The sequence below is a fragment of the Pseudomaricurvus sp. HS19 genome (assembly GCF_009857815.1).
Lineage (GTDB): Bacteria > Pseudomonadota > Gammaproteobacteria > Pseudomonadales > Cellvibrionaceae > Pseudomaricurvus.
Window position 1 is genome coordinate 247,463 of the sequence record NZ_WVVW01000001.1, and the last position, 24,566, is coordinate 272,028.

Consider the following 24,566-nt stretch of genomic DNA (forward strand, 5'->3'; position numbering starts at 1 on the left):
GTGGTTCCTTGTTTTCGGGTTCAGATGTCGATCACGATCTTGCCGACGTGACCACCCGCCTGCAACGCGGCGAATGCTTCGCCCAGGCGTGAGAGGGGATAGTGGCTGTCGATGACCGGCACAATGTTGTTGGTCTCGATTGCCCGCACCATGGCCGATTGGTCGGCGCGGCTGCCTACGGTAACGCCCTGCAGTCGCAGGCGTTTGGCTTGCACGATGGCGAAGGGGATGGTGTCGATTTCAAAACCACCCACGGCGCCAATAATGGCAATGTGGGCGCCTGTGCGAGCCGCCTGCAGTGATTGCGCCATGGTGTTGGGGCCGCCTACTTCAACCACCAGGTCTGCGCCTCTGCCGCCACTCAGTCCAACCACAGCTTCAGCCCAGTTTTCCTGCTCTTTATAATTGATGACGTGATCGGCCCCCAGCTCATGCAGGCGCTGCAGTTTGTCGGCACTGGAAGAGGTGGCAATCACAGTTGCCCCGCAGGCTTTGGCAAATTGCAGGGCAAACAGCGACACGCCGCCGGTGCCCTGAATGACCACCACGTCACCGGGTTTGGTACCCGCATCGGTGACCACGGCGCGCCAGGCCGTGACGCCGGCACAGGTGAGGGTGGCGGCCTGTGCATAGTCCAGGTTCGTTGGCGCGGCAGTAAAGTGAGTTGCCGGACGGGTGACGGTTTCGCAGGCAAAACCGTCGGCGGGACCGCCCGGTGATGCAGTCAACTGTGAGCGCTCGATGTGACCGTCCGGCCAGGTGGGGTGGAAAGTGCTGATGACCCGGTCCCCCGTTTTGAATTCAGTCACTGCGTCGCCGACAGCAATTACTTCACCGGCGGCATCCGAAAGGGGAATCAACCCATCCCGCACCGGGAAAAAGCCATTGACCACCAGACTGTCGCGAAAGTTAAGCGATGCCGCACGTACGCGCACGCTGATTTCGCCACGGCCGGGTGCCGGTGCCTGGCTGCTGCACAGTCGCAGGTTATCGACGCTCGCCGGTTGGTGCAGGCGCACAGTATTCATGTAGATCCACTCCATAAAATTCGCGCTTAGGTTAACGGAAAGGTATGGCTGCTGCCACGCTGCCAGCAGCCATTTTCCCGTCAGGCTCATTTGATGTCCGGACAAGGTGATGCTGGCTAAACAGTGATTCGCGATTGGTCACATTTCATTCGTTAAATGATTAACCAATTACAAACTCGCCTGCTTAGCATGCTGCCACCTGAAATTGACCGGATTTTATTTTTGTCCGGACTCATTCAGCAATAACGATAAAAGCTTGAGCATCGATCATCCCCGCTTTGCCGGTGACAATAAATTTATAACTAAGAAAGCCCCCAAACGGCGGTGGGCAGATATTGCCTCGTCACTGCTGCCGGTTTGGAATACTGGAGAATCCGATCATGAAGACCACATCAAAACCCGTGGCCAGCTTGCGCCATTCCTGGCAGCTTGCCCACCTTGCCCTTGCCGTGGCCGCAGCAGGTTCAGCGCCGGCGGCGCTCGCACAGCAACAGGCGATGAATCTCGAAGAAGTAGTTGTGACGGCCCGCCGCCGTGAAGAGAACCTGCAGGATGTCCCGATTGCAGTGACCGCGATGAGCGAGGATTTTCTTCGCACCCAGAACGTCGGTCAGATCGAGGATCTGGGTACCAAGGTTCCCTCCTTGCGTATTTCCGGCGCCGGCGGCTCACTCAATGAGCCGATTATTTCCCTGCGTGGCCAGCGTCCGGCAGAGGCAGCCTTTAACCAGGACCAGGCTGTTCCTATCTACTTCAATGAAATCGTGATGGCGCCTACCCAGGGCAGCAACCTTGGTATGTACGACCTGCAAAGTGTACAGGTTCTGAAAGGGCCACAGGGCACACTCTTCGGTCGTAACAGTACCGGTGGTGCCGTACTGATGTCGCCCAAGCGCCCGGGCAGGGAGTTAGGTGGTTACGCGGAGATCAAGGTCGGTGATTACGACCTGGTGGGCTTTGAAGGGGCTGTTGATGTTCCGGTCAATGACAACCTGCAGATGCGTATTGCGGGGCGCAAGCTGGATCGTGATGGTTACCAGAAAAACGTTGCCAACAATGAACTGAACGGCAAGACCTACGGTGATGAGCATTCCGAAGGTGTACGCCTGAGCGTTAATTTTGAAAACGATGCACTGACCAACCTGACAGTGCTGGCGTTTGATGAAAATGATATTCGCGCTGCGGTTCCTGTACCGGGGCCTTATAACGGCAGTACCGGCCTCGGAGCCTACGCGGCCGCCGGATTCCTGCCTGATTGGGCTGCCGGCGTCGAGCGCCAACTGAAGCGTGATGACCCGTGGAAGATTGAAAGTGATGTGGACGCCAAGGAGTACGTGAAAAACGTATTCGGCTCCAACACTACCGAGTTTGAAATCACTGATGACCTGAGCATCAAGAATGTAATGGGTTACCGCAAGGTTAACTTCGAGACCGCATCTGATGTTGACGGTACTGCCTTCCCGGGTTGGGGAACTTATACGCCGGGTGCGCCAGGCGTGACAACCGTTCCCCGCCCGACTGAATTGCAGTCAGAGTTTTTCAGCGAAGAGCTGCAATTGCTGGGCAGCGCGTTTAATGAGCGCCTGGACTGGATTATCGGTGCCTACTGGTCGAAAACCGATGCCACCCAGGATTACCTGGTGCAACAGGCACCGGGCAGCTATGACACTGGTATCAGTACCTCTGTAAACACCTCTACCGGTGTCTTCGGCGAAGCGACCTATGCGTTTAGTGATGAGTGGTCTGTGACCGCCGGCTTGCGCCAGAGTTGGGATGAGCGGGAGATCACGGTCAGCAAGTGGAATGACCTGGATCGTACCAATTGCCGGGTCACCGGAGAGGGTGGGGTGGCGCTGCCAGACTGTGCCCGTACCGTTGATGAAAAATTTGACGAGCCAACGGGTCGCCTCTCGGTTAACTACACCCCGCTGGATGACATGATGATCTACGCCAGTGTGTCAACGGGCTATCGCGCCGGTGGCTTCAACACTCGCGGAACCAACGATGCGACCCTGCAGCCTTTCGATCAGGAGGTGGTGACCACCTATGAGATCGGTAACAAGGCCGACTGGGACATTGCCGGTGTGCCGGTTCGATCGAATGTGGCTGTTTACTGGCAGGATTACGAAGACATCCATCACACCCGCTCTTTCTATGAAAGCGGTATCCTGGTTACCCGGACTGAAAATGCCGCGGAAGCAGAGATCAAGGGTTTCGAAGCTGATCTGACGGTAATGCCCACCGATGACCTGCGCCTGACATTGTCCTACTCCTACGTGGACGCGCAATACAAGGAGAAAAAGGATCTGATTGGCGGTGTGGAGATCGATACGTCGGATAACGAGTTCCCCTACATTCCGGAGCAGTCCCTGACGGCCTCTGTGGCCTATACCTTGCCAATCGACGCCAGCCTGGGTGAGATGAGCGTTCTGGTCAGTTACTACTGGCAGGATGAAATGGCCACCCATCCCCTTATCGATCAGTTCGATATCATGCCTGGCACCTTTACACCCACCTGGTCTGAGGACGACGTTGCGAGGATGACCGACTACTCCGAGGCGGATGATTACAGTGTCTGGAACCTGCGCTACGACTGGCGCAATGTTATGGGCTCGGACTTCGACCTGGCGGCGTATGTTAATAACGCGACCGATGAAGAGTACATCCTCGGCGGTCTGAACGTGGTCGACAGTGGCGGTTACGCCGGTGCCATGTATGGCGCCCCCCGCACCATTGGTGCGTCACTGCGTTACAGTTTCTGATCCTGGTCATACGGCAGGGCCGGGCCCCGGTGCAATCGCGGGTTCCGGCTGCTGCCAACCTCTCAGTCTACTGAAGAGCGCTCCTTCTCCTCAGTGTATTTGGTCCTTGTGACCAAAGCTGTCTTGGGCCACACATTCTGTGGCCCTTTTTTATTCTCCGCTTCTTTTCCTGATAAAAAGCATCGTTGGCAGCCGATGAGTGGTTCGGCGGCTGGCAGTGCTCCAAAGCGGTATCGGAATCCGGCATAATCGTCCGCTCTGGAATTCGAGTACCAACCATGACCAGCCTGATCTACGACCCCATCTACAGTCAGTTGAACCTGCCGGCCGGGCACCGTTTTCCAATTGAGAAGTATCGAAAACTATACGAGAAGCTGCTCTCGGAGGGGGTGCCAGCGGCGGGCTTTTTGAGGCCAACCGCGTTGCGGCCCGAACAGGTGCAGGGTCCTTTGTCGCCCGCTTATGTTGCAGACTTTGTAGCAGGAGGGTTGGACGACAAAGCCGTGCGCAAGATGGGTTTCCCCTGGTCTCCGATTCTGGTTGCCCGCACTCTGACCGCAGTAGCGGGCACCATACTGGCAGGTATGGAATCGCTGCAGCAGGGCAGCGCCATCAACCTCAGTGGCGGCTATCATCATGCCTTTTACGATCATGGTTCAGGTTTCTGCATTTTTAATGACTTGTGGTTAAGTGCACTCAACCTGATCCAGCAGCCGACGATAAATCGGGTGTTGATATTTGATTGTGATGTACATCAGGGAGATGGTACGGCCAGTCTGGCACAGGGGCATGAGCAGATCTTTACGGTGTCGATTCATGGAGAGAAGAATTTCCCCTTTGTTAAGCAGCGCTCCGATTGGGACGTCTCGCTGGACAAGGGCGTTGGAGATGATGAATACCTGACTTGCGTGGACAGCACCCTGCGAGAAGCCATTGACCGCTTCCGTCCAGATGCGGTGATCTACGATGCCGGTGCCGATATCTTCAGCGGCGACGAACTGGGCCATTTTGAGGTCACACTTGGAGGCGTGCTACGGCGCGACCAGTTGGTGTTTGAGGCCTGCGAACAGGCTGGGTTACCAGTGTCGGCGGTGATTGGCGGTGGTTACCAGCGGGATATTGATGCGCTGGTGGAAGTACACCTGCAGCTGTTTCGTGCTGCAGGCGTCGTCGCCTGATTCAGGCCTGGGCTGATGGGCGGCCCGATACCAGCTGGTGCCACAACTGCAGGTGGGGCCACTCGTCAGAGAGCCGTATTTTGGCCACCTTGGCGAAATCCACCGCGCACAGCAGGCTGATGTCGGCAACACTGAAATAATCCCCCACCAGATAAGAGTTATTGGTGAGGTGCCGGTCCAGCTGGTCGAGATAAGCACGGGCGTTTTTGGCGCTTTCTTCGCCCCACACCGGTATCGGCGTCATACGATCCTTGAAAATGCCTGCACCATGCTGCACGGCAAACATTAACGGCTGGATAAAGAAGAATTCCACCTGCCGGTTCCACATCTCTACCTGGGCCTTCTCCAGTGGTGTGCGCCCGAACAGCGGGGGCTCAGGCTGCAACTCCTCAAAGTAGCGGCAAATGGCAACGCTCTCGCCAATACAGGTACCGTCGTCCAGTTCCAGGAAGGGGACCTTGGTGGAGGGGTTCTTGGCGCGCAGGGCAGGGGAGAGGTTCTCGCCACCCATTACATCCAGCTCGACGTACTGCATGTCGATGCCTTTTTCGGCCAGGAATATACGCACCCGGCGGGGATTGGGAGCGACCCTGGCCTCATAGATCTTCATTGTTATTCTCCTGTTCAGTGGCATAACGGGTGCCAGGTTGACCGCTCCTGCGGGCAATGCGGCAGCGCCGTTGGCATAGCATGGTGCAGGCACTGCACAAATGCCATAAAGCTGGCATAATCGCACCCCCTGAAACCCATGCAACCTTGACAAGAGAACCCCTTATGCAGCCTCAGGTCAAACCCGCTAATCCCAATTTCTCCTCCGGTCCCTGCAGCAAGCGTCCCGGCTACGACGTTTCCAAACTGCAGCTGGATACGCTGGGTCGCTCCCACCGTTCCAGCCTCGGCAAGGCCGCACTGGGTAAAGCCTGCTCGCAGACCGCAGAACTGCTGGGGCTGCCTGAGGGATACCGCGTAGGCGTGGTGCCGGCCTCTGATACCGGCGCGGTAGAGATGGCCCTGTGGTCGCTGCTGGGCTCCCGCCCGGTGGATGTGGTGCATTGGGAGTCCTTCGGCACTGGCTGGCACACCGACATCATCAAGCAGCTGAAGCTGGATAATGTCACTTCCCTGACTGCCGACTATGGCCTGCTGCCAGAGCTGGAGAAGGTGAATTTTGATCACGATGTGGTCTTTACCTGGAACGGTACTACCTCCGGTGTCAAAGTCCCCAACGGCGACTGGATTGCGGATGACCGTGCCGGCCTTACCATCTGTGACGCCACCTCTGCAGTGTTCGCCATGGAGATGCCCTGGGAAAAGCTGGATGTAGTGACCTTCTCCTGGCAGAAGGTGCTGGGCGGTGAAGGTGCCCACGGTATGCTGATCCTGAGCCCACGCGCTGTTGAGCGTCTGGAGAGCTACACCCCGAGCTGGCCTATGCCCAAGATCTTCCGCATGACCAAGGGTGGCAAACTGATTGAAGGTATCTTCAAGGGCGAAACCATCAATACCCCCTCCATGCTGTGTGTGGCGGATTACCTGGACGCTCTCGACTGGGTGGAAGGCATGGGTGGCGTGGCCAGGGCGATTGCCAAATCCGAAGAGAACCTGGCGGTGGTTGAGGCCTTCGTCGACAGCCGCGACTGGATTCACTTCCTGGCCGACGACAAGACCATCCGCTCCAACACCAGTATCTGCCTGACCCTGGACGCTACCGCGGAACAGGTGAAAGCCATGATCAAGCTGCTGGCCGATGAGGGTGTCGCTTACGACATCGGCGCCTATCGCGATGCCCCCGATGGCCTGCGCCTGTGGGGTGGGGCAACCGTGGAGAAGGCCGATCTGGAGGCACTGATGCCCTGGATCGATTGGGCCTACCAGCAAGTGACTGCTGCCTGATAACAGCCGCAAAGCCAGATTCGTTGAGTCTGGCTTTTTGCTATTTGAGCTACTGCTTTTGCTCACCCAATATACCAACAGTCCAGCAGGGACTGAGCCAATAATAAGGAGTACGACATGTACCGTATCAAGACCTACAACGCCATTTCCCCCAAGGGCCTGAACCGTTTCAGCCGTGACACCTACGAAGTTTCCAGCGAGTGCTCCACTCCCGACGCCTACCTGTTGCGCAGCCATAAGCTGCATGGAGAGACAATCCCGGGAGGCCTGAAGGCGGTAGCTCGCGCCGGTGCCGGTGTGAACAATATCCCGGTAGCGGACTACACCAAGGCGGGTATTTGCGTCTTCAATACGCCTGGCGCCAATGCCAATGCGGTTAAGGAGCTGGTATTGGCGGGACTGTTGCTCAGCTCGCGGGACATCGTCGGTGGCATGAACTACTCCCAGAGCCTGACTGACATGACCGATGCCGCGGAAATGGGCGCGCTGCTGGAAAAAGAGAAGAAGCGCTTTGCCGGTAACGAACTCTACGGCCGCACCCTCGGGGTGGTGGGCTTGGGAGCCATTGGGTCCATGGTGGCGGAGATGGCGCTGGCCATGGGCATGAACGTGGTGGGCTTTGACCCGGCGCTGTCGGTGGAAGCGGCCTGGCGCCTGCCCAGTCAGGTGGAGCGGGCGGAAAACCTGCCATCGCTGCTGTCCCGCTCTGACTACATCACCCTGCATGTGCCGGCGCTGGATGTCACCCGTCATATGATTAATGCCGACAGCCTGAAGTCCGTTAAAACCGGGGCTGTGCTGCTCAACTTTGCCCGCGACGCTATTGTGGATGCCCACGCTGTGGTGGCTTCCCTGGATGAGAAGCAGCTGGGCAAATACGTCTGCGACTTCCCTGAGCCCTGCCTGCTGGGCCGTGCCGATGTACTGGCCATGCCGCACATTGGCGCCAGTACCGAAGAGGCGGAAGAGAACTGCGCCATTATGGCGGCGGATCAGGTAAAGGATTATCTGGAGAACGGCAATATCCGCAATTCAGTCAACTTTCCTGCCATCAACCTGCCACGGGCAGAAGGCCATCGCATCACCTTCGTTAACGACAACGTCTCCGGTGTGCTGGGCCATGTGCTGTCGATTTTCACCGACAATCACATCAACGTGCTGGATATGATGAACAAGAGCCGCGGCGATGTGGCCTACAACATCATTGATGTGGAGCAGGCGCCCCATCCGGAGCTGCTGCAGGCCATCCTGCAGGTGGAGCATGTGATCGCCGCGCGTTTCCTGGATTAAGGGCAACGGGGCAGGGGCATGACAGCGAAACTCTACAAGCTCGCCTTCTTTGTGCCGGAGAGCCACCTGGAAGTGGTGAAGGCTGCGGTGTTTGCCTCCGGCGCCGGCCGTATCGGTGACTACGACAGCTGTTGCTGGCAGGTGCTGGGGGAGGGGCAGTTCCGACCTCTGCCCGGCAGCAACCCCTATATCGGGGCTATGGGCAGTGTCGAGAGGGTGGCGGAGTACAAGGTGGAGATGGTGTGTGCAGGGAACCACATTCGCGGCGCGGTGGCGGCCCTTAAACTGGCGCACCCCTATGAAGAGCCAGCCTATGATGTCTGGCTGCTGGAAAGCGGGTTCTGAGTAGCGGGCAGGCGGCGGGTGTTACTGGCCTTGGCCCGCCGGGCGTTTACGGTAGATAGCTTCACTGCGTACAGGAAAGTTGCCGCTTTTACGATCGGCAAAGTAGTACTCCAGGGTTTTGCGCATCACCGGGAAAGCCAGTTCGTCCCAGGGGATCTCGTCCTCGGTAAACAGCGCGACTTCCAGTGATTCCGGGCCCGGGCCAAAGTCCAGGTCCGTCAGCTCACCCTTGAAAATCATATAGACCTGGTTGATCTCCGGCAGGCTGAAGAGTGTGTAGAGCCCATCCAGTTTCATCCGCGCCCGCGCCTCTTCCCAGGATTCACGCAGCGCACCTTCCTCGGTACTTTCACCGTTCTCCATAAAGCCGGCAGGCAGGGTCCAGTAGCCGTAACGGGGCTCAATGGCCCGCTTGCACAGCAGCACCCTGTCTTCATGCAGGGGCAGGCAGCCGGCAATGATGTTGGGGTTCTGGTAGTGGATGGTGTCGCAGGACGGGCACACATGGCGGTGGCGGTCATCACCGGCGGGAATGGCAAGTGCTACGGCGGCTCCACACTGACTGCAAAACTTCATGGATCTTTCCGGTACTGGGGTGAAGGCGTGATTATACGGGAGAATGCGCGACTGAATCTCGTTTGCCTGCCAAAATTTGCCTGTTGGCACTCCTCCCCGGGGTATCCCCAATGGCTATTTCGATGATCTAACTCATTGATCTGCATGGTAATGCAGGGAATCATTGGCTGTGGTTGTGGTCAAACCACCGAACCTGCCCGGCCACAAGGCCAGAAGGTCAACACCCCGGCGGCCGTGTGTTCGGCCGGGGCTTGTTTAAAGTGAGGTAAAGTCGCTGGAATATAGGCCAGTGACTGGTTACTGTTTAAGCATACACAGAGAACAGACAGCAGAATCCCGTGAACATGTTACAGCAGCTGAAACACTATCTTGATGTCACTGGCCACCAGCCTCCGCCGGCCAGCGAACTGGATATGCCTGCGGCTGTGCTGATTCCCATCACCAATAATCCCGCCCAACCTTCCGTGATCCTCACCCGACGTGCCGACCACCTCAGCACTCACAGCGGCGAGGTGTCCCTCCCTGGCGGCAAGTGGGAGCCCCAGGACGATAACCTGTTGCAGACGGCGTTGCGGGAGACCCGCGAGGAGATCGGCCTGTGTCCATCACAGGTGCAGGTATTGGGGGCGCTGCCTATCTACCAGACCTGGCGCGGCGTCAACGTGGTGCCTTTTGTGGGTGTGGTCCCGACCAATGCCGAGCTGACCCCCAACGAGGGGGAACTGGACGCCATTTTCGAGGTGCCGCTGGCGTTTTTCCTGGACGATCCCCGTATTCGCACGGACATTTTTGAGCGTACCATCGGTCACACCTGGTCGCCGGCCTACCAGTTTAACGAGTTTGAAATCTGGGGTTTTACCGCCCGTGTGCTGGTGAGTTTCCTCAACGATGCGCTGGGGCTGGGCATTGAGCGGGACAGCGCGGCGCCGGTGAAGGACTGGGGCACCGTCAGGTCCCTGACCCCGACGGTGTAATCCGCTATAATGCGCGCCCGCAAAACTGACCTCGGTGAACCCATGACTGAACAGGACCTCCCAACCCAGGAAAAACCTGTTAAATCCCCCTGTGTCTCCATCTGCGCCCTCAACGAAGAGGATATCTGTGTGGGCTGTTTCCGCACAGGCATGGAGATTAGCCGCTGGGGTGGTAGCAGCAACGAAGAGCGTCGCCGCGTGCTGGCGCTGGCTGTCGAGCGCTCGAAGAAGTCCAATCCCTTTCTGTGAGCCTGGCGTCGCCTGACGCCCCGGCTATCTTCAAATCTTTGATCACTACTCTGTAAGGACGCCAGTCATGACCCGTATCGGTACCCCTTTTTCCTCCACTGCCACCAAGGTGCTGCTGTGCGGCTCCGGCGAACTGGGCAAGGAAGTCGTTATTGAGTTGCAGCGTCTGGGAGTGGAGGTGATCGCCTGCGACCGCTATGAAAATGCCCCTGCCATGCAAGTGGCCGATCGCAGCTACACCCTCTCCATGCTGGACGGTGATGCGTTGCGGGCGGTGATCGAGAAAGAGCGCCCCGACTATATCGTCCCTGAAATTGAAGCCATCGCCACCGACACCCTGGTGGCGCTGGAGAGCGAAGGTTTCAAGGTGGTGCCCACCGCCCGTGCCGCGCAGCTGACCATGAACCGCGAAGGCATTCGCCGCCTGGCCGCGGAAGAGCTGGGGCTGCCCACATCGCGCTATATCTTTGCCTCCACTTACGAAGAGTTTGCCGCTGCCGTGGCCGTCATCGGCCGCCCCTGTGTGGTGAAGCCGATTATGAGCTCCTCCGGCAAGGGCCAGAGCCTGGTGCGCGACTCGGCCGATATCGAAAAGGCCTGGCAGTACGCCCAGGAAGGTGGCCGTGCCGGCGCCGGCAAGGTGATTGTGGAAGGCTTTGTGGATTTTGATTTTGAAATCACCCTGCTCACCATTCGTCACCGCGATGGCACCAGCTTCTGTGAGCCTATTGGCCACCGTCAGGTGGACGGCGACTACCAACAGTCCTGGCAGCCTCAGGCCATGACCCCGTCGGCGCTGCAGAAGGCGCAGGAAGTTGCCGCAAAGGTGACCGAAGCGCTGGGTGGCTGGGGGCTGTTTGGTGTGGAGCTGTTTGTGAAGGGTGATGAGGTGATCTTCAGCGAAGTCTCTCCCCGTCCCCACGATACCGGTCTGGTAACCCTGATTTCCCAGGACCTCTCCGAGTTCGCCCTGCACGCCCGTGCCATTCTCGGCCTGCCCATTCCCAACATCGCCCTGCACGGTCCCTCGGCATCCTCGGTGATCCTGGTGGAAGGGGAGTCAACGCAGGTGAGTTTTGGCAACCTGCATGAGGCGTTGGCTCAGCCGGATACGGCCCTGCGTCTGTTCGGCAAGCCGGCAGTCAGTGGCAAGCGCCGTATGGGCGTAGCCCTGGCCCGTGGTGCCAGCGTGGAAGAGGCGGAAGCCAAGGCCATGGCGGCTGCTGCAGCGGTAAAGGTTGATATCTAGATGCGAATTTTGAGTAGCCAGTTGCGGTACGCGCAAGTTGCACACGACTCGAGCGTATTTAGCATGTTGCTCGATTAAAGGGATCGCGCAGGGGACTGCGCTCCTACGGTAAGGCTTGCGGGATCGTGCAGGAATTCTTCGTTCCCGCGTTGCTGTTCGTGCCACCGTAGGAACCCACTCTGTGGGCGAGCTTTTGTTCGTGGCAACAAAGTCGTTTCAGCGAAGCACTTTTCGCCAGCCCTCTAGCGGCCTCCAGGGGCAGCACTGGCCTCATAGTCATCACTCAGCTGCAAATAGCGGCGCAGCTTGTAAGTGAAGTAATAGAAGGGCCCGGTATCGGCCAGCGCACAGCACATCTTGAACAGGTAGTTGCTGGCGATGAAGCCGAGAAAGATTTCAAGGCTGATGCCTCCGGCCAGCAGTACTGCTCCAAAGGTCACCGTCACCACCATCACGGAATCCACCCCCTGACTCACCAGCGTGCTGAGGTTGTTACGCAGCCACAGGTGCTTGCCTTTGGTAACGCGGCGCCAGAAGTGGAACAGCTTGACGTCACAGTACTGTGCCGTGACATAGGCCATCATGGAGGCGAAGACGCCGCCGGTAGCCAGCAGATAGAAAAAGTCGAACAGTTCCACGTTGCCTGTCAGCTGCGAACCGTTGGGCAGGCCCACGGGCTCCGCCAGACTTAACACTTGCCATGGCGGCAGGGAGCCTGGGGGCACCGATGGCAATGCCTGCCCCAGCCAGAGAATGCCCAGGATTAACAGGTTGAGGCAGAGCCCAATAGTCACCAGGAAGTTTGCCCGGCGTTTGCCGTAGAGCTCGCAGATCAGGTCGGTGCACAAGAAGGTGAGCGGGTAGGGGAGTACGCCCACTGTCAGCGCCATGGGGCCCAGCTGTACAAAGCGGGTAATGCCGATCACGTTGAGCAGGGTCATGGAGCAGATAAACACTGCCGCCAAAATCAGGAATACCCGCTCGCGGCGCTCGGCGAGTTCAGCGCTGCTCAGTTCCGAGGCGGGGGAAAGACTGGCGGTGGTGTCCATTAATGCAGCTCCGGGTCAGACAAATTTGCAGTATTCGCGGGGTGACAGCCCGGTCCAGCTCTTGAAGGCGCGGGTAAAGGAGCGGGGCTCGGAAAAACCCACTATCTCAGCAACCTCATGCACCGGCAAGCGCTCGCGGGTGAGTTTGTTCAGTGCCAGTTCGCGGCGAATGTCGTCCTTGATGCGCTGGTAGCTGGTGCCTTCCCTGCGCAGGCGGCGGTGAAAGGCCTGACTGGAGAGTCCCAGCTGTTCAGCCAGTTGCGCCTGGGAGGGGAAGCGCAGCGGGATCTGTTCGCTCAGGCGCAGCATGATGGTCTGGCGCAGGCTTTTGTCTCCGCCGGGAATGGTCAGGAGCGGTGCCGGCGCGGTGCGGATAAACTCCTCGATCTCCTGCGCTGTGCGGCGTACCGGCTCATTCAGGGATGCAGACGGGATAATGAGACAGTTGCTGTCGGCGTTGGGGTCAATATCGCTGGGGAACATGATGGCCAGCTCGGCCCGGTGTGCGTGCAACTCATCCCACACCGGGTGCTTGCGGAAGTGCACCTGCAGCAGCGGGATACGCAGGTCGCAGAGCCAGCTGGCCAGACGGTGCCAGCGGATCATCCAGAACTCCAGGTAAAAACCCTGCGGATCCAGCTCGGGGTAAGCGAACTCCACGCGGATGGTGGTCTGCTCAGGACCCTCTTCGAAGCTGGTGTGGACGCCGTCCTGCACGAGATTGTAGAACTCGATACCGGTTTCCAGTGCTTCCCGCAGCGTCTGGCAGCGCCCCATGGCGCGGACGCAAAAACCGAGGGCGCCGGCGGGGCAGGGCTGGTTGGAGAAGCCCATGAATTCATCGTCCAGCGCCTGCCATATCTCCTGTACCAGACGGGTCATCTGGTGATCACTGATACGCCCGAATGCCGCTTGCAGGCTATCGGGGTGGATACCGGCGCGCATCAATACGGCGTCGCAATCCATGCCTTTGCGCTGCAATCCGGCAAGTGCCGCCCGGGCGTGATGACAGGAAATTGTGGCCATAGAACCGGTGATATTTGATGAGTGAATTGACAATATAATACACAATCCCGACAATTTTTGTGACTTTTTAATCCCCCGGCCGTCCTGTATTGTTCTTCCTTTGATCGCTAACATAGCGGCCTGATCATCAGTGGGCCAGGAGCCCGGTGCAACGTCTTACGAGGAAATCGTCGTGGATCTCAAGTTAACCGAAGAACAAAGCCTGATTCAGGAAACCGCCAAGCGTTTCGCTGAAACCGAACTGGCGCCTGTGGCCGCCCAGCATGACCAGGAGAAGAGCGAGGCCAATCGCCAGCTGTTCCTGAGCAACATCAAGCAGCTGGCGGAGCTGGGCTTTATGGGCCTGAACGTCTCGGCTGAGTACGGCGGTACCGAAGCGGGTGTGATCGCCTTCAGCGTGGCCATTACCGAAATCGCCCGTGCCTGTGCCTCCACCGCGGTTACCATGTCGGTTACCAACATGGTGGCGGAAGTGATCCAGGCCATCGCCAGTGAAGAGCAAAAGCAGAAGTACCTGCCCAAGCTCTGTTCCGGTGAGTATCCCGCCGGTGGTTTCTGTCTCTCCGAAGCCAGCGCCGGTTCTGACCCCGCCGGTATGAGAACCCGCGCTGTGCGCGACGGTGACGACTGGATCCTCAACGGCACCAAGATGTGGATCACCAGCGCCGAGTACGCCGGTGTGTTCGTGGTTTGGGCAGTGACCGACGCCGAAGCCAAAAAAGGCAAGGGCATCTCCTGCTTCCTGGTGGAAGCCGGCACCCCGGGTATGACCATCGGCAAAGCCGAGCACAAGATGGGGCAGAATGCGTCTGCCACCAACCTGGTGATCTTCGAAGACTGCCGCATCCCCGGCAATGCACTGATGGGTAAGCTGAACGACGGCTTCCGCATCGCCGTGGGCGAGCTGGCCGGTGGTCGTATCGGTATCGGTTCCCTGGCACTGGGTGTGGGTATGGCAGCAATGGATTACGCCCGTCAGTACACCACCGAGCGTGAGCAGTTTGGTGCGCCGATCTCCAACCTGCAGGGTCTGCAATGGATGATGGCCGAGACCTACACCGAGCTGGAAGCGGCGCGTCTGCTGCTGATGAATGCCGCCTACCTGAAAGAGAATGGCCAGCCCTTCGGCAAGCAGGCCTCCATGGCCAAACTGTACGCCTCCGAAAAAGCGAATGCCGCCTGCTACACCGCGCTGCAGCTCATGGGTGGCGTGGGTTATACCCAGGAGTACCCGCTGGAGCGTTTCGCCCGCGACGTGCGCATTACCTCCATCTATGAAGGTACCAGTGAAATCCAGCGCGTGATCATTGCCCGCGAGTTGCTGAACGAAATTCGTTAAGCGACGCCTTTCGAGCCGGCCCGTCCGGGCCGGCTTCCTCTCGTTCCTGTTATTTCCACCCTCTGGTCCGGATGTCGTTATTCCGGCTAATCACCCTTGTCATTGCGGCACTTGCGGCAGCAGTCCGTCTGATTCAATAAGCTGAATTATGTTGAAACAGATGTCAGCGTTTTATAAGGTACTGCGCAACAGCTTTGCCAGCGTCCGTGGCATTAAGAGGATGGGCCGGCTTGTGCGGCAACAACGCCGGGCCCGCCGCGAGTGTTTGTAAGTCGCAGCTACGTTTGGCACATGCTTGCCAGCCCCGACACATTCCGCCATTGAGGTAATCAGGGGTGGCAGTGATAAGGCCATACTGAACGGCCAGGATAATCTATGAAAAACGCAGTACTTTGGTTTCTTATGTGTGTCGCGCTGCCAGCGGTTGCGCTGGAGTTGCAGGAGGTGACAGTCGGCGGCAATCCACAGCTGCAGCCGCCGCCGGAATCTTTCAGTGATTATCGTGCCTTCGTTGTGGATACCGAGCAGAGCATGTTCGTCTATCTGGCGCCTGCGCTGGCGGACAAAGCCAGTGCTGTGGCAACCGGCTGGTCCGGTCTCTACGCCATCCGCCTGGAAATTGGCGGCAAGGTGTACTTGCTGCATTACGATGAGGGGGCGAGCGATGACCCCACCTTTATCGTGGAATCACCCTCCTGGGGGCAGGAGGTCTATCTCTATGGCGAGAAATTGTTTGTGTCTGCAGGGGGGAACTTTTACCTCACCACGCGCAATGGCAACGCCTATAACGTGCGGCAAAAGTATTCCCTTACCGACTCCGGCCTGAAAGAGGTTCCGCAGAGCTTTTACCTGGTGGACATGACCTGTCCCACCACCGGCTTCACACAGTTGTACCAGTCTCCCTGTGGCGGTGGTAAAAAAGTGGCTGCTGTGCCGGCGGGGAGCGAGGTGCGGGTGTTACTGCAGGATCCCAACAGCGCCTGCGACCAGCCCCAGTATCTGGTGAAGACCTCCTTTGGCTTGCTGGGCTGGGTGGGCTCCAGCGCGGGTCATCTCAACTATAGTGAGGGACAACCACTGGGTTGCCTGCGTACATTCGGCGACTGAATCCCGGCCACGGCAGAAAACTGCGTATTGCCGGCGAAAATAGCCGCAGCATTGTCACGCGTCTCATGGGCCTGATCCTGACAGTAATCGGGGTGCAGTTGTTTATTGTCGGGGCGCAGGAGGCGTTTGATATTGCTGTGACTTCCTGATGTCTGCGACATCATCGACCATGGTGGAGTGGTACTGGTGAAGACCAGTGGCTACAATTTCCCCGGTCAGGTGCAATACCAAGAGCAGGTGCCATACTCCGGAGTTATAGCTCTGTATAGTGACGGCCATGATCCATGACGCGCCATGCGTCGTAAGGGTACTGATATTGTCACAAAACTCATGTATGTACCGGCTATGAGTACCTGCATTTAAAGCGTCAATAAAAATGCGCTGTCCCCGAGCGGCAACACAAGGAGTTCCTATGCTGCGTTACCTCTTAACCCTGTCCCTGTTCGTGTTCGCGACATCCGTCGCCCAGGCTCAGGATCAAGCTCAGACCGAGACAAAACCCAATATCCTGATTATCTGGGGTGATGACGTGGGCATGTGGAACATCAGTGCCTACCACCGTGGCATGATGGGTGGTTCAACCCCGAACATCGACCGCATTGCCAATGAGGGCATGATCTTTATGGATCATTACGCCCAGGCCTCCTGCACCGCAGGCCGTGCGGCGTTTATAACCGGCCAGTACCCCTTGCGTACCGGTCTGGCTACCGTGGGGCTGCCAGGGGCCAAGCAGGGGCTGCAGGAGAAGGATCCGACCCTGGCGACCATGCTCAAAGCCAAGGGGTATGCCACCGGCCAGTTCGGGAAAAACCACTTGGGCGATCGTGATGAGCATCTGCCTACCAATCACGGCTTCGATGAGTTCTATGGCATTCTTTATCACCTCAATGCCGGTGAGTACCCGGAGCAGTACGACTATCCAAAAGATCCCGCTGTACAGGAAAAGTATAAGCTGACCATGCGTGGCATCATTCACTCCAAAGCCATGGCCGATGGCTCTCAGCAGATTGAGGATCTGGGGCCCTTTGGCAAGGAGCGCCAGCGCACCCTGGACCAGGATGTACTGGAGCAATCCAAGCGGTTCATTCGTGACACCGTCAGAGCTGGCAAGCCATTTTTTGTCTGGCACAACACCACTCGCATGCACTACCGCACCAATCTCAACGATCAGTATGAGGGCAAGAGCGGTTACGGCATTTATGCCGATGGCATGATGGAGATGGACGACGATGTGGGCGAGCTGCTCGGTCTGCTGGACGAGTTGGGCGTGGCTGATAACACCATCGTCATGTTCTCCACCGATAACGGTGCGGCGTCCAACTCCTGGCCGGATGGCGGCAACCAGCCTTTCCATGGCGAGAAAGGGGTAGGTGGCTGGGAAGGCGGCTTCCGTGTGCCAATGCTGGTGAAGTGGAAGGGGCATATCCCGGCGGGCGTCAGCACCGGCGAGTTCATGACCATGGAAGACTGGATGCCAACCATCATGTCCTGGGTGGGTGAACCCAACCTCAAGGAGGAACTGCTGAAGAAAAAGAAAATTGGCAAGCGCAGTTACAAGGTGCACCTCGATGGCTATGACCAGTCCGATCTTTTGCTCAGCCAGGGTAAGTCAAAGCGTAAGGAGTTCTACTACTTTACCGAGACCACCTTCCACGGCATGCGCTACGGCGATTGGAAACTGCTGTTCAAGCGCCAGGACCACTGGTTCCGTTCCCCGCAGCTGTCTCTCTCTTCGCCAATCATTATCAACCTGAAGCTGGACCCGTTTGAGCGCTTCATTGAGGCCCGGGGTTACGATGAGTGGGCCGAAAACCACAGCTGGATTCTCGGTGCTGCCGGCGGCAAAATCGCCGAGTTCGTGGCCTCCTTCAAGAAGTTCCCGCCCAGTCAGGAGAGTATGTCTGTGCAGGTGGATGACGTTGCAGGCATGATCAACTCGCAGTCACAAAGTCGCTAAGTGGCGCGGGCTCTGATTTAAAGAGCAAATGCGACCAAAGGCCGTGTCGATAGCACCGACACGGCCTTTTTTATTTGTGGGCTGACAGCGACAAGCCCTTGTCTTCTCGTGTGCCAGCAAACATCCGCCGGTATTGCCCCGGGGTCAGGCCGGTGAGACGTTTGAACAGCCGCCGGAAAAACGACCCGTCCTCATAACTGATTCTGGCTCCAATCTCTTCTGCCGCCAGGGTGGTGGTTTCCAGCAGGCGTTTGGCCTCCTCGATACGGGAGTGCTGAATGTACTCCAACAGCGACATACCGGTGGCCGCCTTGAAGCGACGTTTCAGGGTGCGCTCGGGAACATCCTGTTGCGTCACTAATTTGCCAAGGGCGTCGCTGTCGGTGTGGTGTTCCGCCAGCCACTGCTGGCAGCGTCGCACCAGAGCATCGTTGTGCGGTATATGACGTATCAGCGGGGTGTAGGGGAGCTGCCCCTCTTCGTGGGTTTTTAGCAGGTAGACCTTGGCCACTTCCAATGCAACGCCGGGGCCGGCATAGCGGGAAATAATATGCAGCGCCAGGTCATGCCATGAGGTGGTGCCACCGGCGGTTACCAGCCGGCCTTCACCATCGGCAAAAACCAGCGTGGCCTCAGGGCGGAAGCGAACTTGCGGATAGCGGTGACGAAACAGATCGCTGTAGCCCCAGTGTGAGGTGGCTTCACAGTGATTGAGCAGTCCACTCTCAGCCAGCAGTACGGACCCGGAGCAGGCGGAGAAGATCGCGGTGCCACGCCGGTAAAGCTGCTGCAGCCATCGCATCAGCTCCGGGTAGCGGCCGCTGATACTCTCTTCCGGCCCCAGCCAGATCTCCGGAACTATCACCACGTCGGCGGGGGGAGCACTGTCAATATCGAAGGCGGGCGTTACCGGAATGCCATAACCGCATTGAAATGGTTGTGTTGAGGGGCTGATGACCTGTACCTGAAAGTGGGCATGGGGTGGCTCGCCGGTGACCAGTGTCTGCCAGATGGCTCCGGCGGCGGAGAGTACATCCACCATACCGTACAGCGCTGAACCCGCAGTTTCGGGTATGGCGACTATCTGTACCGTGACGGGAGCCACCGACTTGACGGATGGTCTGCTCATGGCGTGCTCCTGCAAGGTAATGCCTGGGGGGATTGGTTTGTGGCATAAATAGCACGTTTCTGGCAAAAGTCCATCTGCCGGGTTGGTGGGCCGGGGCGTATCGTGAGCTCATGCTTTCGCAAAGAAGGCGTTTCAGAAAAGCAACGATTGGCCTGGAGGTCACTATGAACACTCAACAACAGACACATCTTAATGGCCTGGACCTGGTCCGGATGACACAGACAGTGGCGGCCCTGCAGCAGGATCCGAGCCTGGCGCAGTTTGAATTCCGCGCCCGTAACCAATGGGTCAATGGTGGTGAAAACCGCTCGATGATCCGGGATTTTTATGGTGCAGGTGCGGAGGATCAATCCCGTACGGAGGACTTCGTCTATACCAATGGCGAGCCACCGGTGCTGCTGGGCAATAACGAAGGCGCCAATCCGGTGGAGTATTTGCTGCACGCGCTGGCAGGCTGTGTCACCACTACCACCGTATTGCACGCGGCGGCGCGTGGCATTCAGATCCGCGCTATAAGCACGGAGCTGTGCGGTACCATCAATGTGGAGGGACTGTTGGACCTGAACCCGGATGCGATCATCGGTTACGAGCAGATCCGCATGCGTATGCACATTGAAGCGGACTGCAGTGATGAGGAGCTGGATGCTCTGCTGGCGTTTACCAAAGATCACTCTCCGGTATGCAATACCGTCTGTCGGCCGGTACCGGTGGTGTTGGAGCGCGTGTGACGTCGCCGGACAGTGAGGACGGAAGACCATGGACTGCTGCTGCGGCAGCCCATGGTTTTCAATGACCGGCTGAATTGTTTAGCGGTGGCTGCGCGCGCGCTCAACCAGTCGCTCACTTTCTTGCCACAGTTGTGCGGCAGCGTCGTCATCCTGCGCCAGGGCGCTGCAGGGAATGGCCTGGCGTTGGTGGAAATACTCACCGGTGGTTAAGCCGGCTTCTTCCGCACTGGCCAGCCAGATCAGGGTGTCTGCCGCAGCCGCCGGGGTAATGCCGCGTGCCGCGTTAGCCTCAAAGTAGGACTGCATGGCGCTGTCGGCGTGGCTGGCGAAATTACTGTTCACCAAGCCCGGGTGCATGGCGTGCACTCGTATGCCATCGGCCTGCAGGCGTCTGGCCAGCTCCCGCATGTGCAGCAGGTTGGCCAGCTTTACCCGGCAGTAGGCGCGGTTGGAATCGAAGTCCTGCTGTGATTGCAGGTCATCCCAATCCAGTCCGTCACAGTGTTCGTGGGCGGAGGAGGAGACCAGGACGATACGGGTATGGCCGGCGGGTGCGTTCGAGGCGGCCTTTTGCAGCAGCGGCAGGAGCTCGTTGGTCAACAGGAAATGGCCGAGGTGATTGCTGGCAAAGGTGTTTTCATTGCCCTCGTCGGTCAGTGTCAGTTCCCGGGTAAGTCCACCGGCGTTGTTCAGCAGTACATCCACTCGATCGGTGAGAGAACGAATGGTGTTGGCGGCTTGCACAACCGATGACATCTGCGCCAGGTCGGCGCCAATAAAGTGCAGTTGCTGTGGTCGGTCACAGGCGGACTGCAGTTCCATGGCTGCCTGCTCACAGCGGGCCGGGTCGCGGCCCAGGGCGATAACCTGCCAGCCCTGCAACAGCAGTTCGCGAGCGGCTTCTTTGCCAATGCCGGAGCTGGCGCCGGTAATAACAGCAATGGGTTTGCTCATCGCGCTCTCCTCATTAAGGTATTTATTGTTGGGTAGAAAGAGAAAAAGCGCCCGCTACCCGGCTTTGCGGATAATCTCCTGCAGGAGTACAGGAGACCAGCCGGGTGGCAGGGGTAGCGGGCGGGCACTGGCAAAGCTCAACGCGGTGCGACACCATCCTCGTGAGCCATCCAGTGCACAAAGCGATGCAAGGGATACATGGCATCGTGAGGGTTACCAATGGTCGCCGGACCGGCTTCACCCAGATGCACAATGCGCTGGGCGCCACCACTGGCTAGCCGGTCGCGGTAGTCGGGCATACGGCTGAAGGGATAGAAGCCAACGGTTTGGGTGGCGACATTAATGTGTTTGACGGCGTCATCCAGAGAGTCAACCCGAACCACATTGGCGGTTTTGTTGATGGGGTGGAAGTCCACGGGCTCTTCGGAGCGGATCACCACACCTCTGCCGTCGGTTTCACCGAATACGCGGTAGTCGTCATCCATCAACTGCATCATCTGGATCTGCTCCGAGAGCTCCATATCCAGCGGCCGGATATCGCCGGACTCGGCGGCACGCCGGGCGATGTTGCGGTGCAGCTTTTCGCAGAAGCGATCCACCTGTTCCTGTGAACCTTCCACATACTGAAAGCGGCTGGCTACGCAGGCTTCCTGGTTAAGGGTCATTACATCCACCGACGCCAGCTCGGCAGCCTCTTCGAGCGCTTCTTCGGACTCAAAAGCTTCTTTACCCACCATGGAGATGGAAGTTTTCGGGTCGAAAGAGACCAGCTGAAAGCCGGGACCGAGATACTTGATAACGTTGTTGATGGCATCACCGCCGCCCCAGGCGACAATCTTGTCGAAATATTGCGGCCGGTAGAGCACGCTCTCGACGCTGTCATCACCGCCGCGCCAGTAGACCGCAGACATGGAGCGCACAATGGCATGATTGGGATCGATGTCGGCCATGGTACGGAGGATAGCCACCATGGTGAAGGGGTCGGCAGAAGACATCTTGAACAGGTTAATGCCCTTGACCATGGCACCCTGGGCCACAGACTTCACTGCCACCCCGGGGGAGTTGCCTGGCAGGACATGGATCAGTCGCGGTGCAAAGGCGCGTACAAAACTTTTGCGACCGGTGAAGTCCTGCTTCGGTACCCAGCCGTCCAGTGCCTTGGGATCGGGGAAGTTCTGCTCCACCTCAGCCATCAGGATGCGTTTATCCAGATAGGCCGTCGCATGGCGGGAGACGGTTTCCACCACGCCGCGGGGCAGGATATGGGTGGCCGCCATGCGGTCGAAACACTCCTGCATGTAAGGGTTGTTGGGATCGCGCATGCGCTGCCCCGTCTCCACCAGGAAATCGATGATTTCTGACAGAGGCACATTCAACAGCGGCGGTACTTCGGTACGTGGATGTACCACTTTATTCAAGTCGATTTTGGGCGTGGCAAAGCTCACGCCCAGGTCGCGGGAGTGCTGGATAATGTCGCTGCCTTCGATCAGTTCGCCGCGGATAAAATTGGGCGCAGAGACGGTGGCTTCGTCATGGCTTTGTGTTGGTTGAGTGTTCATGCTTCACCTCGAACGTAGGCGTCTACGGTGCCGGCGCAACCGATCTTGTCGTCACCCTTGATGTCCGCGTAGCGCACGATGTTGTCGCGGATGGAGGGGCTGCGGGCGCCGCAGGCACAGGGTCGGAAATCAATGGAGACCTTGTCGCCGGAGATGACTCCACCCCAGCGGCCATCCAGGGAGAGGTCAAAAAAGGCGGCGCGACCTTCGTACTCTTCATCGGCAATGGGCAGCAGTTTGTCACCACTCTCATCAAGGATCAGTGGCACGACCCAGGGTGGCAGGTGATAGCGACCGCCGACCTGACAGCGGGGCATGCCGGACTGAATCTCCTGCATGCTGTAGTTCTGGTAGCTGCGCTCGGGTTTGATGTTGAAGGTCTCGTAGACAAACTCGCGATAGTCGTCGGGCAGTTGGGCCCGCTTGAGACCGCCGCCGACGTAGAAAGAGTTTTCCGGATTGAAATCTTTGGCGCTGTAACCCATATCTCGCACCGCCTTGGCCACGTTATAAAGGCCGGACCAGAGACCACTGATATGCAGTTTTTCCGCGCGGTGTTCCACCATGGCCTTCGCCGCAATACCGATGGCATCATCCATGGCTTTTTGACGAAACGCCGAGATCTCTTCGTACTGAGCCAGGTCGCCGGGCTTGGCGGTGCCGTCGGCAATGGATTTTCGCAGCACCACCATCTGCGTCAGGCTGCCTACTGTCAGCGGCGGCACCGGATAGGCGAATGGCTCTTTTTCCGGATCCTGCAGGGCATTCAGGTAGGACTCGCCGGTAGCGGTATTGCGGGGAACGTGGGCGACCGGTGCCAGGCCCATAATGCGGCGATCCTGTGCCGGTACTACACCGGAGCCCCAGCTGTAGGCGGTGATCGCCTCAGTGCGACACCAGTCCATATCTTTCTCCGAGGCTACCAGCATGGCACTTTTCCCGGTGGTACCGCTGGAGCACGACACGTAATGACCACTCTCTTTCAGCTTCTCCACCCAGCCATCAATGTCGGCAATGGCATCGTTATCCATCGGTGGCACACGGTAGGTGGAGACAGTATCCAGCCAGCGTGCGAGGCGATCCCACTTTTCATTCGCAAGCAGAGATTCCGGATAGCTTTTGTAGGCGGTGTGGGGGAAGAGCAGGGGAACAATATCGTCGAGGCTTTTGATTTCGTCGATGCCCGCCTGGTTGGCGCGGTGGGCAAGTAATTTGATCAGATCCTTGCGCTCCTGGAAGCGTTCATTTACGGCGGCAATCTGGTCTTGGACGATCTCCCCATGAGGGATGTCGTAGCGGTAGTCCTCGTGAACGAGGCTGGTGAGCTTGTCAGCGATGCTGCCCATGGACTCTCTCCTTTGTGATAATCTGGGACACGTTATTGTATTAATGGTACCTATGGGTTTCATTATAGATCTGTCATTCTGGGGAGTGCAAGGCCTTACCGTGAAAAAAGAAGCAGCGAAAAAAGAAGCCGTGAAAAAAGTGGTAGTCAAAAAAGAGACTGCAAAAAAGAGAGCAGCTCCCGCCCGCCCGCGTGCCGGGCGCCCCACCCGGGAGGAGGCCGCCAGGCGTCACGAGGAGTTGCTGGACAGCGCCATTGACTGGTTTCTGGAGTCCGGTTACGACAACACCCGCGTTATCGACATTGCAGATTCCCTCGGTATGTCGAAACGTACGGTTTACGCTTACTACAAAGATAAGGAAGCGTTGTTTATCGCCGCAGTGGATCGTTTGGTGGAGCGCTACATCGTGCCGATCGAAACATTGCAGGCAGCGGAGACTGACGATCTGGAGGAGACCTTGCGTGCAGTTGCCCGCATTCGTATTGCCAATGTGGCGACTCCAGCCGGTATCAAGTTGCAGCGAATCCTGAACGCCCAGTCCCACCGTTTTCCCGATTTGATCAATCGTTCCCTGTCCACCATCGAACCGACTCTGGCCTTTCTTTCAGGCCTGTTCAGGCGTCTGGAAGCGCAGGGCAAGGTACGGGTGACGGATGCCGAGGCCATGGCCACGGCGTTCCTGAGCCTGGTGGTCAGTGGCCCCTCGCGGATGATCATCATGGGTGGACGCATGGAGCAGGCAGACATCGAGGCGCGTATCAATTTCTCCGTGGATCTGTTTCTGAACGGCATTCGCCCGCGCTAGGGGGGAGCGGCTTAATGAGCCGA

General features: G+C 58.2%; 22 protein-coding genes. 13 read left to right on the top strand and 9 right to left on the bottom strand.

Annotation, left to right across the window (positions count from 1 at the left end; genetic code table 11):
- Window positions 1–20: 20 nt before the first annotated feature.
- The gene (locus GSF27_RS01025; protein ID WP_160964834.1) at window positions 21–1,028 is read right to left on the bottom strand and encodes an NAD(P)-dependent alcohol dehydrogenase; all 1,008 of its coding nucleotides are present in this window, start codon (window positions 1,026–1,028) and stop codon (window positions 21–23) included.
- Window positions 1,029–1,408: 380 nt separating this feature from the next.
- On the opposite strand from GSF27_RS01025, the gene GSF27_RS01030 reads away from it, so the two are divergent.
- Together GSF27_RS01030 and GSF27_RS01035 are read left to right on the top strand one after the other, a co-directional pair.
- A complete protein-coding gene (locus GSF27_RS01030) occupies window positions 1,409–3,790 on the top strand; it encodes a TonB-dependent receptor (protein WP_160964836.1) in 2,382 nt (793 codons plus the stop codon).
- A 278-nt stretch (window positions 3,791–4,068) separates the two neighbouring features.
- Window positions 4,069–4,968 (top strand): histone deacetylase, encoded by a 900-nt coding sequence (locus tag GSF27_RS01035; protein ID WP_160964838.1) that lies wholly within the window; start codon window positions 4,069–4,071, stop codon window positions 4,966–4,968.
- A gap of 1 nt (window position 4,969) precedes the next feature.
- Here the strand turns inward: GSF27_RS01035 and GSF27_RS01040 are convergent, their stop codons facing one another.
- Entirely contained in the window at window positions 4,970–5,578 is a 609-nt protein-coding gene (locus GSF27_RS01040; protein WP_160964840.1) for a glutathione S-transferase family protein, read from the bottom strand.
- A gap of 164 nt (window positions 5,579–5,742) precedes the next feature.
- Here GSF27_RS01040 and GSF27_RS01045 point away from each other — a divergent pair, with 164 nt between their 5' ends.
- The 3 genes from GSF27_RS01045 (at window position 5,743) to GSF27_RS01055 (ending at window position 8,496) form a co-directional block, all read left to right on the top strand.
- Complete coding sequence (locus tag GSF27_RS01045; protein WP_160964842.1) at window positions 5,743–6,861, top strand: phosphoserine transaminase; 1,119 nt, start codon at window positions 5,743–5,745, stop codon at window positions 6,859–6,861.
- 117 nt (window positions 6,862–6,978) lie between these two features.
- Entirely contained in the window at window positions 6,979–8,151 is a 1,173-nt protein-coding gene (locus GSF27_RS01050) for a phosphoglycerate dehydrogenase (protein WP_160964844.1), read from the top strand.
- 18 nt (window positions 8,152–8,169) lie between these two features.
- Entirely contained in the window at window positions 8,170–8,496 is a 327-nt protein-coding gene (locus GSF27_RS01055) for a YqfO family protein (protein ID WP_160964846.1), read from the top strand.
- Between the two features lie 21 nt (window positions 8,497–8,517).
- On the opposite strand, the gene GSF27_RS01060 is transcribed toward GSF27_RS01055, so the two are convergent.
- Window positions 8,518–9,072, bottom strand: coding sequence for an NUDIX hydrolase (locus tag GSF27_RS01060; RefSeq protein WP_160964848.1), 555 nt, complete (start codon window positions 9,070–9,072; stop codon window positions 8,518–8,520).
- Window positions 9,073–9,416: 344 nt separating this feature from the next.
- Between GSF27_RS01060 and GSF27_RS01065 the strand changes: the two genes are divergently transcribed.
- From GSF27_RS01065 to purT, 3 genes are all read left to right on the top strand, one after another.
- On the top strand, window positions 9,417–10,046 hold the full coding sequence (locus GSF27_RS01065; RefSeq protein WP_237457380.1) for a CoA pyrophosphatase: 630 nt from the start codon (window positions 9,417–9,419) through the stop codon (window positions 10,044–10,046).
- A gap of 42 nt (window positions 10,047–10,088) precedes the next feature.
- Entirely contained in the window at window positions 10,089–10,295 is a 207-nt protein-coding gene (locus tag GSF27_RS01070; protein WP_160964850.1) for a DUF1289 domain-containing protein, read from the top strand.
- 67 nt (window positions 10,296–10,362) lie between these two features.
- On the top strand, window positions 10,363–11,544 hold the full coding sequence (purT, locus tag GSF27_RS01075) for a formate-dependent phosphoribosylglycinamide formyltransferase (protein WP_160964852.1): 1,182 nt from the start codon (window positions 10,363–10,365) through the stop codon (window positions 11,542–11,544).
- Between the two features lie 242 nt (window positions 11,545–11,786).
- On the opposite strand, the gene GSF27_RS01080 is transcribed toward purT, so the two are convergent.
- Both GSF27_RS01080 and GSF27_RS01085 read right to left on the bottom strand, forming a co-directional pair.
- Window positions 11,787–12,593: a queuosine precursor transporter gene (locus GSF27_RS01080; RefSeq protein ID WP_160964854.1), complete on the bottom strand. Its 807-nt coding sequence runs from the start codon at window positions 12,591–12,593 to the stop codon at window positions 11,787–11,789.
- A 15-nt stretch (window positions 12,594–12,608) separates the two neighbouring features.
- A complete protein-coding gene (locus GSF27_RS01085; protein WP_160964856.1) occupies window positions 12,609–13,619 on the bottom strand; it encodes an AraC family transcriptional regulator in 1,011 nt (336 codons plus the stop codon).
- A gap of 172 nt (window positions 13,620–13,791) precedes the next feature.
- Between GSF27_RS01085 and GSF27_RS18045 the strand changes: the two genes are divergently transcribed.
- The 3 genes from GSF27_RS18045 (at window position 13,792) to GSF27_RS01100 (ending at window position 18,022) form a co-directional block, all read left to right on the top strand.
- Window positions 13,792–14,958, top strand: a complete 1,167-nt coding sequence (locus GSF27_RS18045; protein WP_160964858.1) for an acyl-CoA dehydrogenase family protein — start codon at window positions 13,792–13,794, stop codon at window positions 14,956–14,958.
- Window positions 14,959–15,333: 375 nt separating this feature from the next.
- Window positions 15,334–16,065, top strand: a complete 732-nt coding sequence (locus tag GSF27_RS01095; RefSeq protein WP_160964860.1) for a hypothetical protein — start codon at window positions 15,334–15,336, stop codon at window positions 16,063–16,065.
- A 412-nt stretch (window positions 16,066–16,477) separates the two neighbouring features.
- Complete coding sequence (locus tag GSF27_RS01100; RefSeq protein WP_160964862.1) at window positions 16,478–18,022, top strand: arylsulfatase; 1,545 nt, start codon at window positions 16,478–16,480, stop codon at window positions 18,020–18,022.
- Window positions 18,023–18,092: 70 nt separating this feature from the next.
- Here GSF27_RS01100 and GSF27_RS01105 read toward each other — a convergent pair whose 3' ends face one another.
- Window positions 18,093–19,151, bottom strand: a complete 1,059-nt coding sequence (locus tag GSF27_RS01105; protein ID WP_160964864.1) for a GlxA family transcriptional regulator — start codon at window positions 19,149–19,151, stop codon at window positions 18,093–18,095.
- Window positions 19,152–19,315: 164 nt separating this feature from the next.
- On the opposite strand from GSF27_RS01105, the gene GSF27_RS01110 reads away from it, so the two are divergent.
- Entirely contained in the window at window positions 19,316–19,879 is a 564-nt protein-coding gene (locus GSF27_RS01110; protein ID WP_160964866.1) for an OsmC family protein, read from the top strand.
- A gap of 78 nt (window positions 19,880–19,957) precedes the next feature.
- Here the strand turns inward: GSF27_RS01110 and GSF27_RS01115 are convergent, their stop codons facing one another.
- The 3 genes from GSF27_RS01115 to GSF27_RS01125 all read right to left on the bottom strand — a co-directional run bounded on the left by GSF27_RS01115 (window position 19,958) and on the right by GSF27_RS01125 (window position 23,738).
- Window positions 19,958–20,833 carry an SDR family NAD(P)-dependent oxidoreductase gene (locus GSF27_RS01115; protein WP_160964868.1) on the bottom strand — a complete coding sequence of 292 codons (876 nt, stop codon included), beginning with the start codon at window positions 20,831–20,833 and terminating at the stop codon, window positions 19,958–19,960.
- A gap of 137 nt (window positions 20,834–20,970) precedes the next feature.
- Window positions 20,971–22,392 (bottom strand): acyl-CoA reductase, encoded by a 1,422-nt coding sequence (locus GSF27_RS01120; protein WP_160964870.1) that lies wholly within the window; start codon window positions 22,390–22,392, stop codon window positions 20,971–20,973.
- Complete coding sequence (locus GSF27_RS01125; protein WP_160964872.1) at window positions 22,389–23,738, bottom strand: hypothetical protein; 1,350 nt, start codon at window positions 23,736–23,738, stop codon at window positions 22,389–22,391. Before GSF27_RS01125 ends, GSF27_RS01120 begins: the two co-directional genes overlap by 4 nt.
- Window positions 23,739–23,838: 100 nt before the next feature.
- Between GSF27_RS01125 and GSF27_RS01130 the strand changes: the two genes are divergently transcribed.
- Window positions 23,839–24,543, top strand: coding sequence for a TetR/AcrR family transcriptional regulator (locus GSF27_RS01130; protein WP_160964874.1), 705 nt, complete (start codon window positions 23,839–23,841; stop codon window positions 24,541–24,543).
- The last annotated feature ends 23 nt before the right edge of the window (window positions 24,544–24,566 follow it).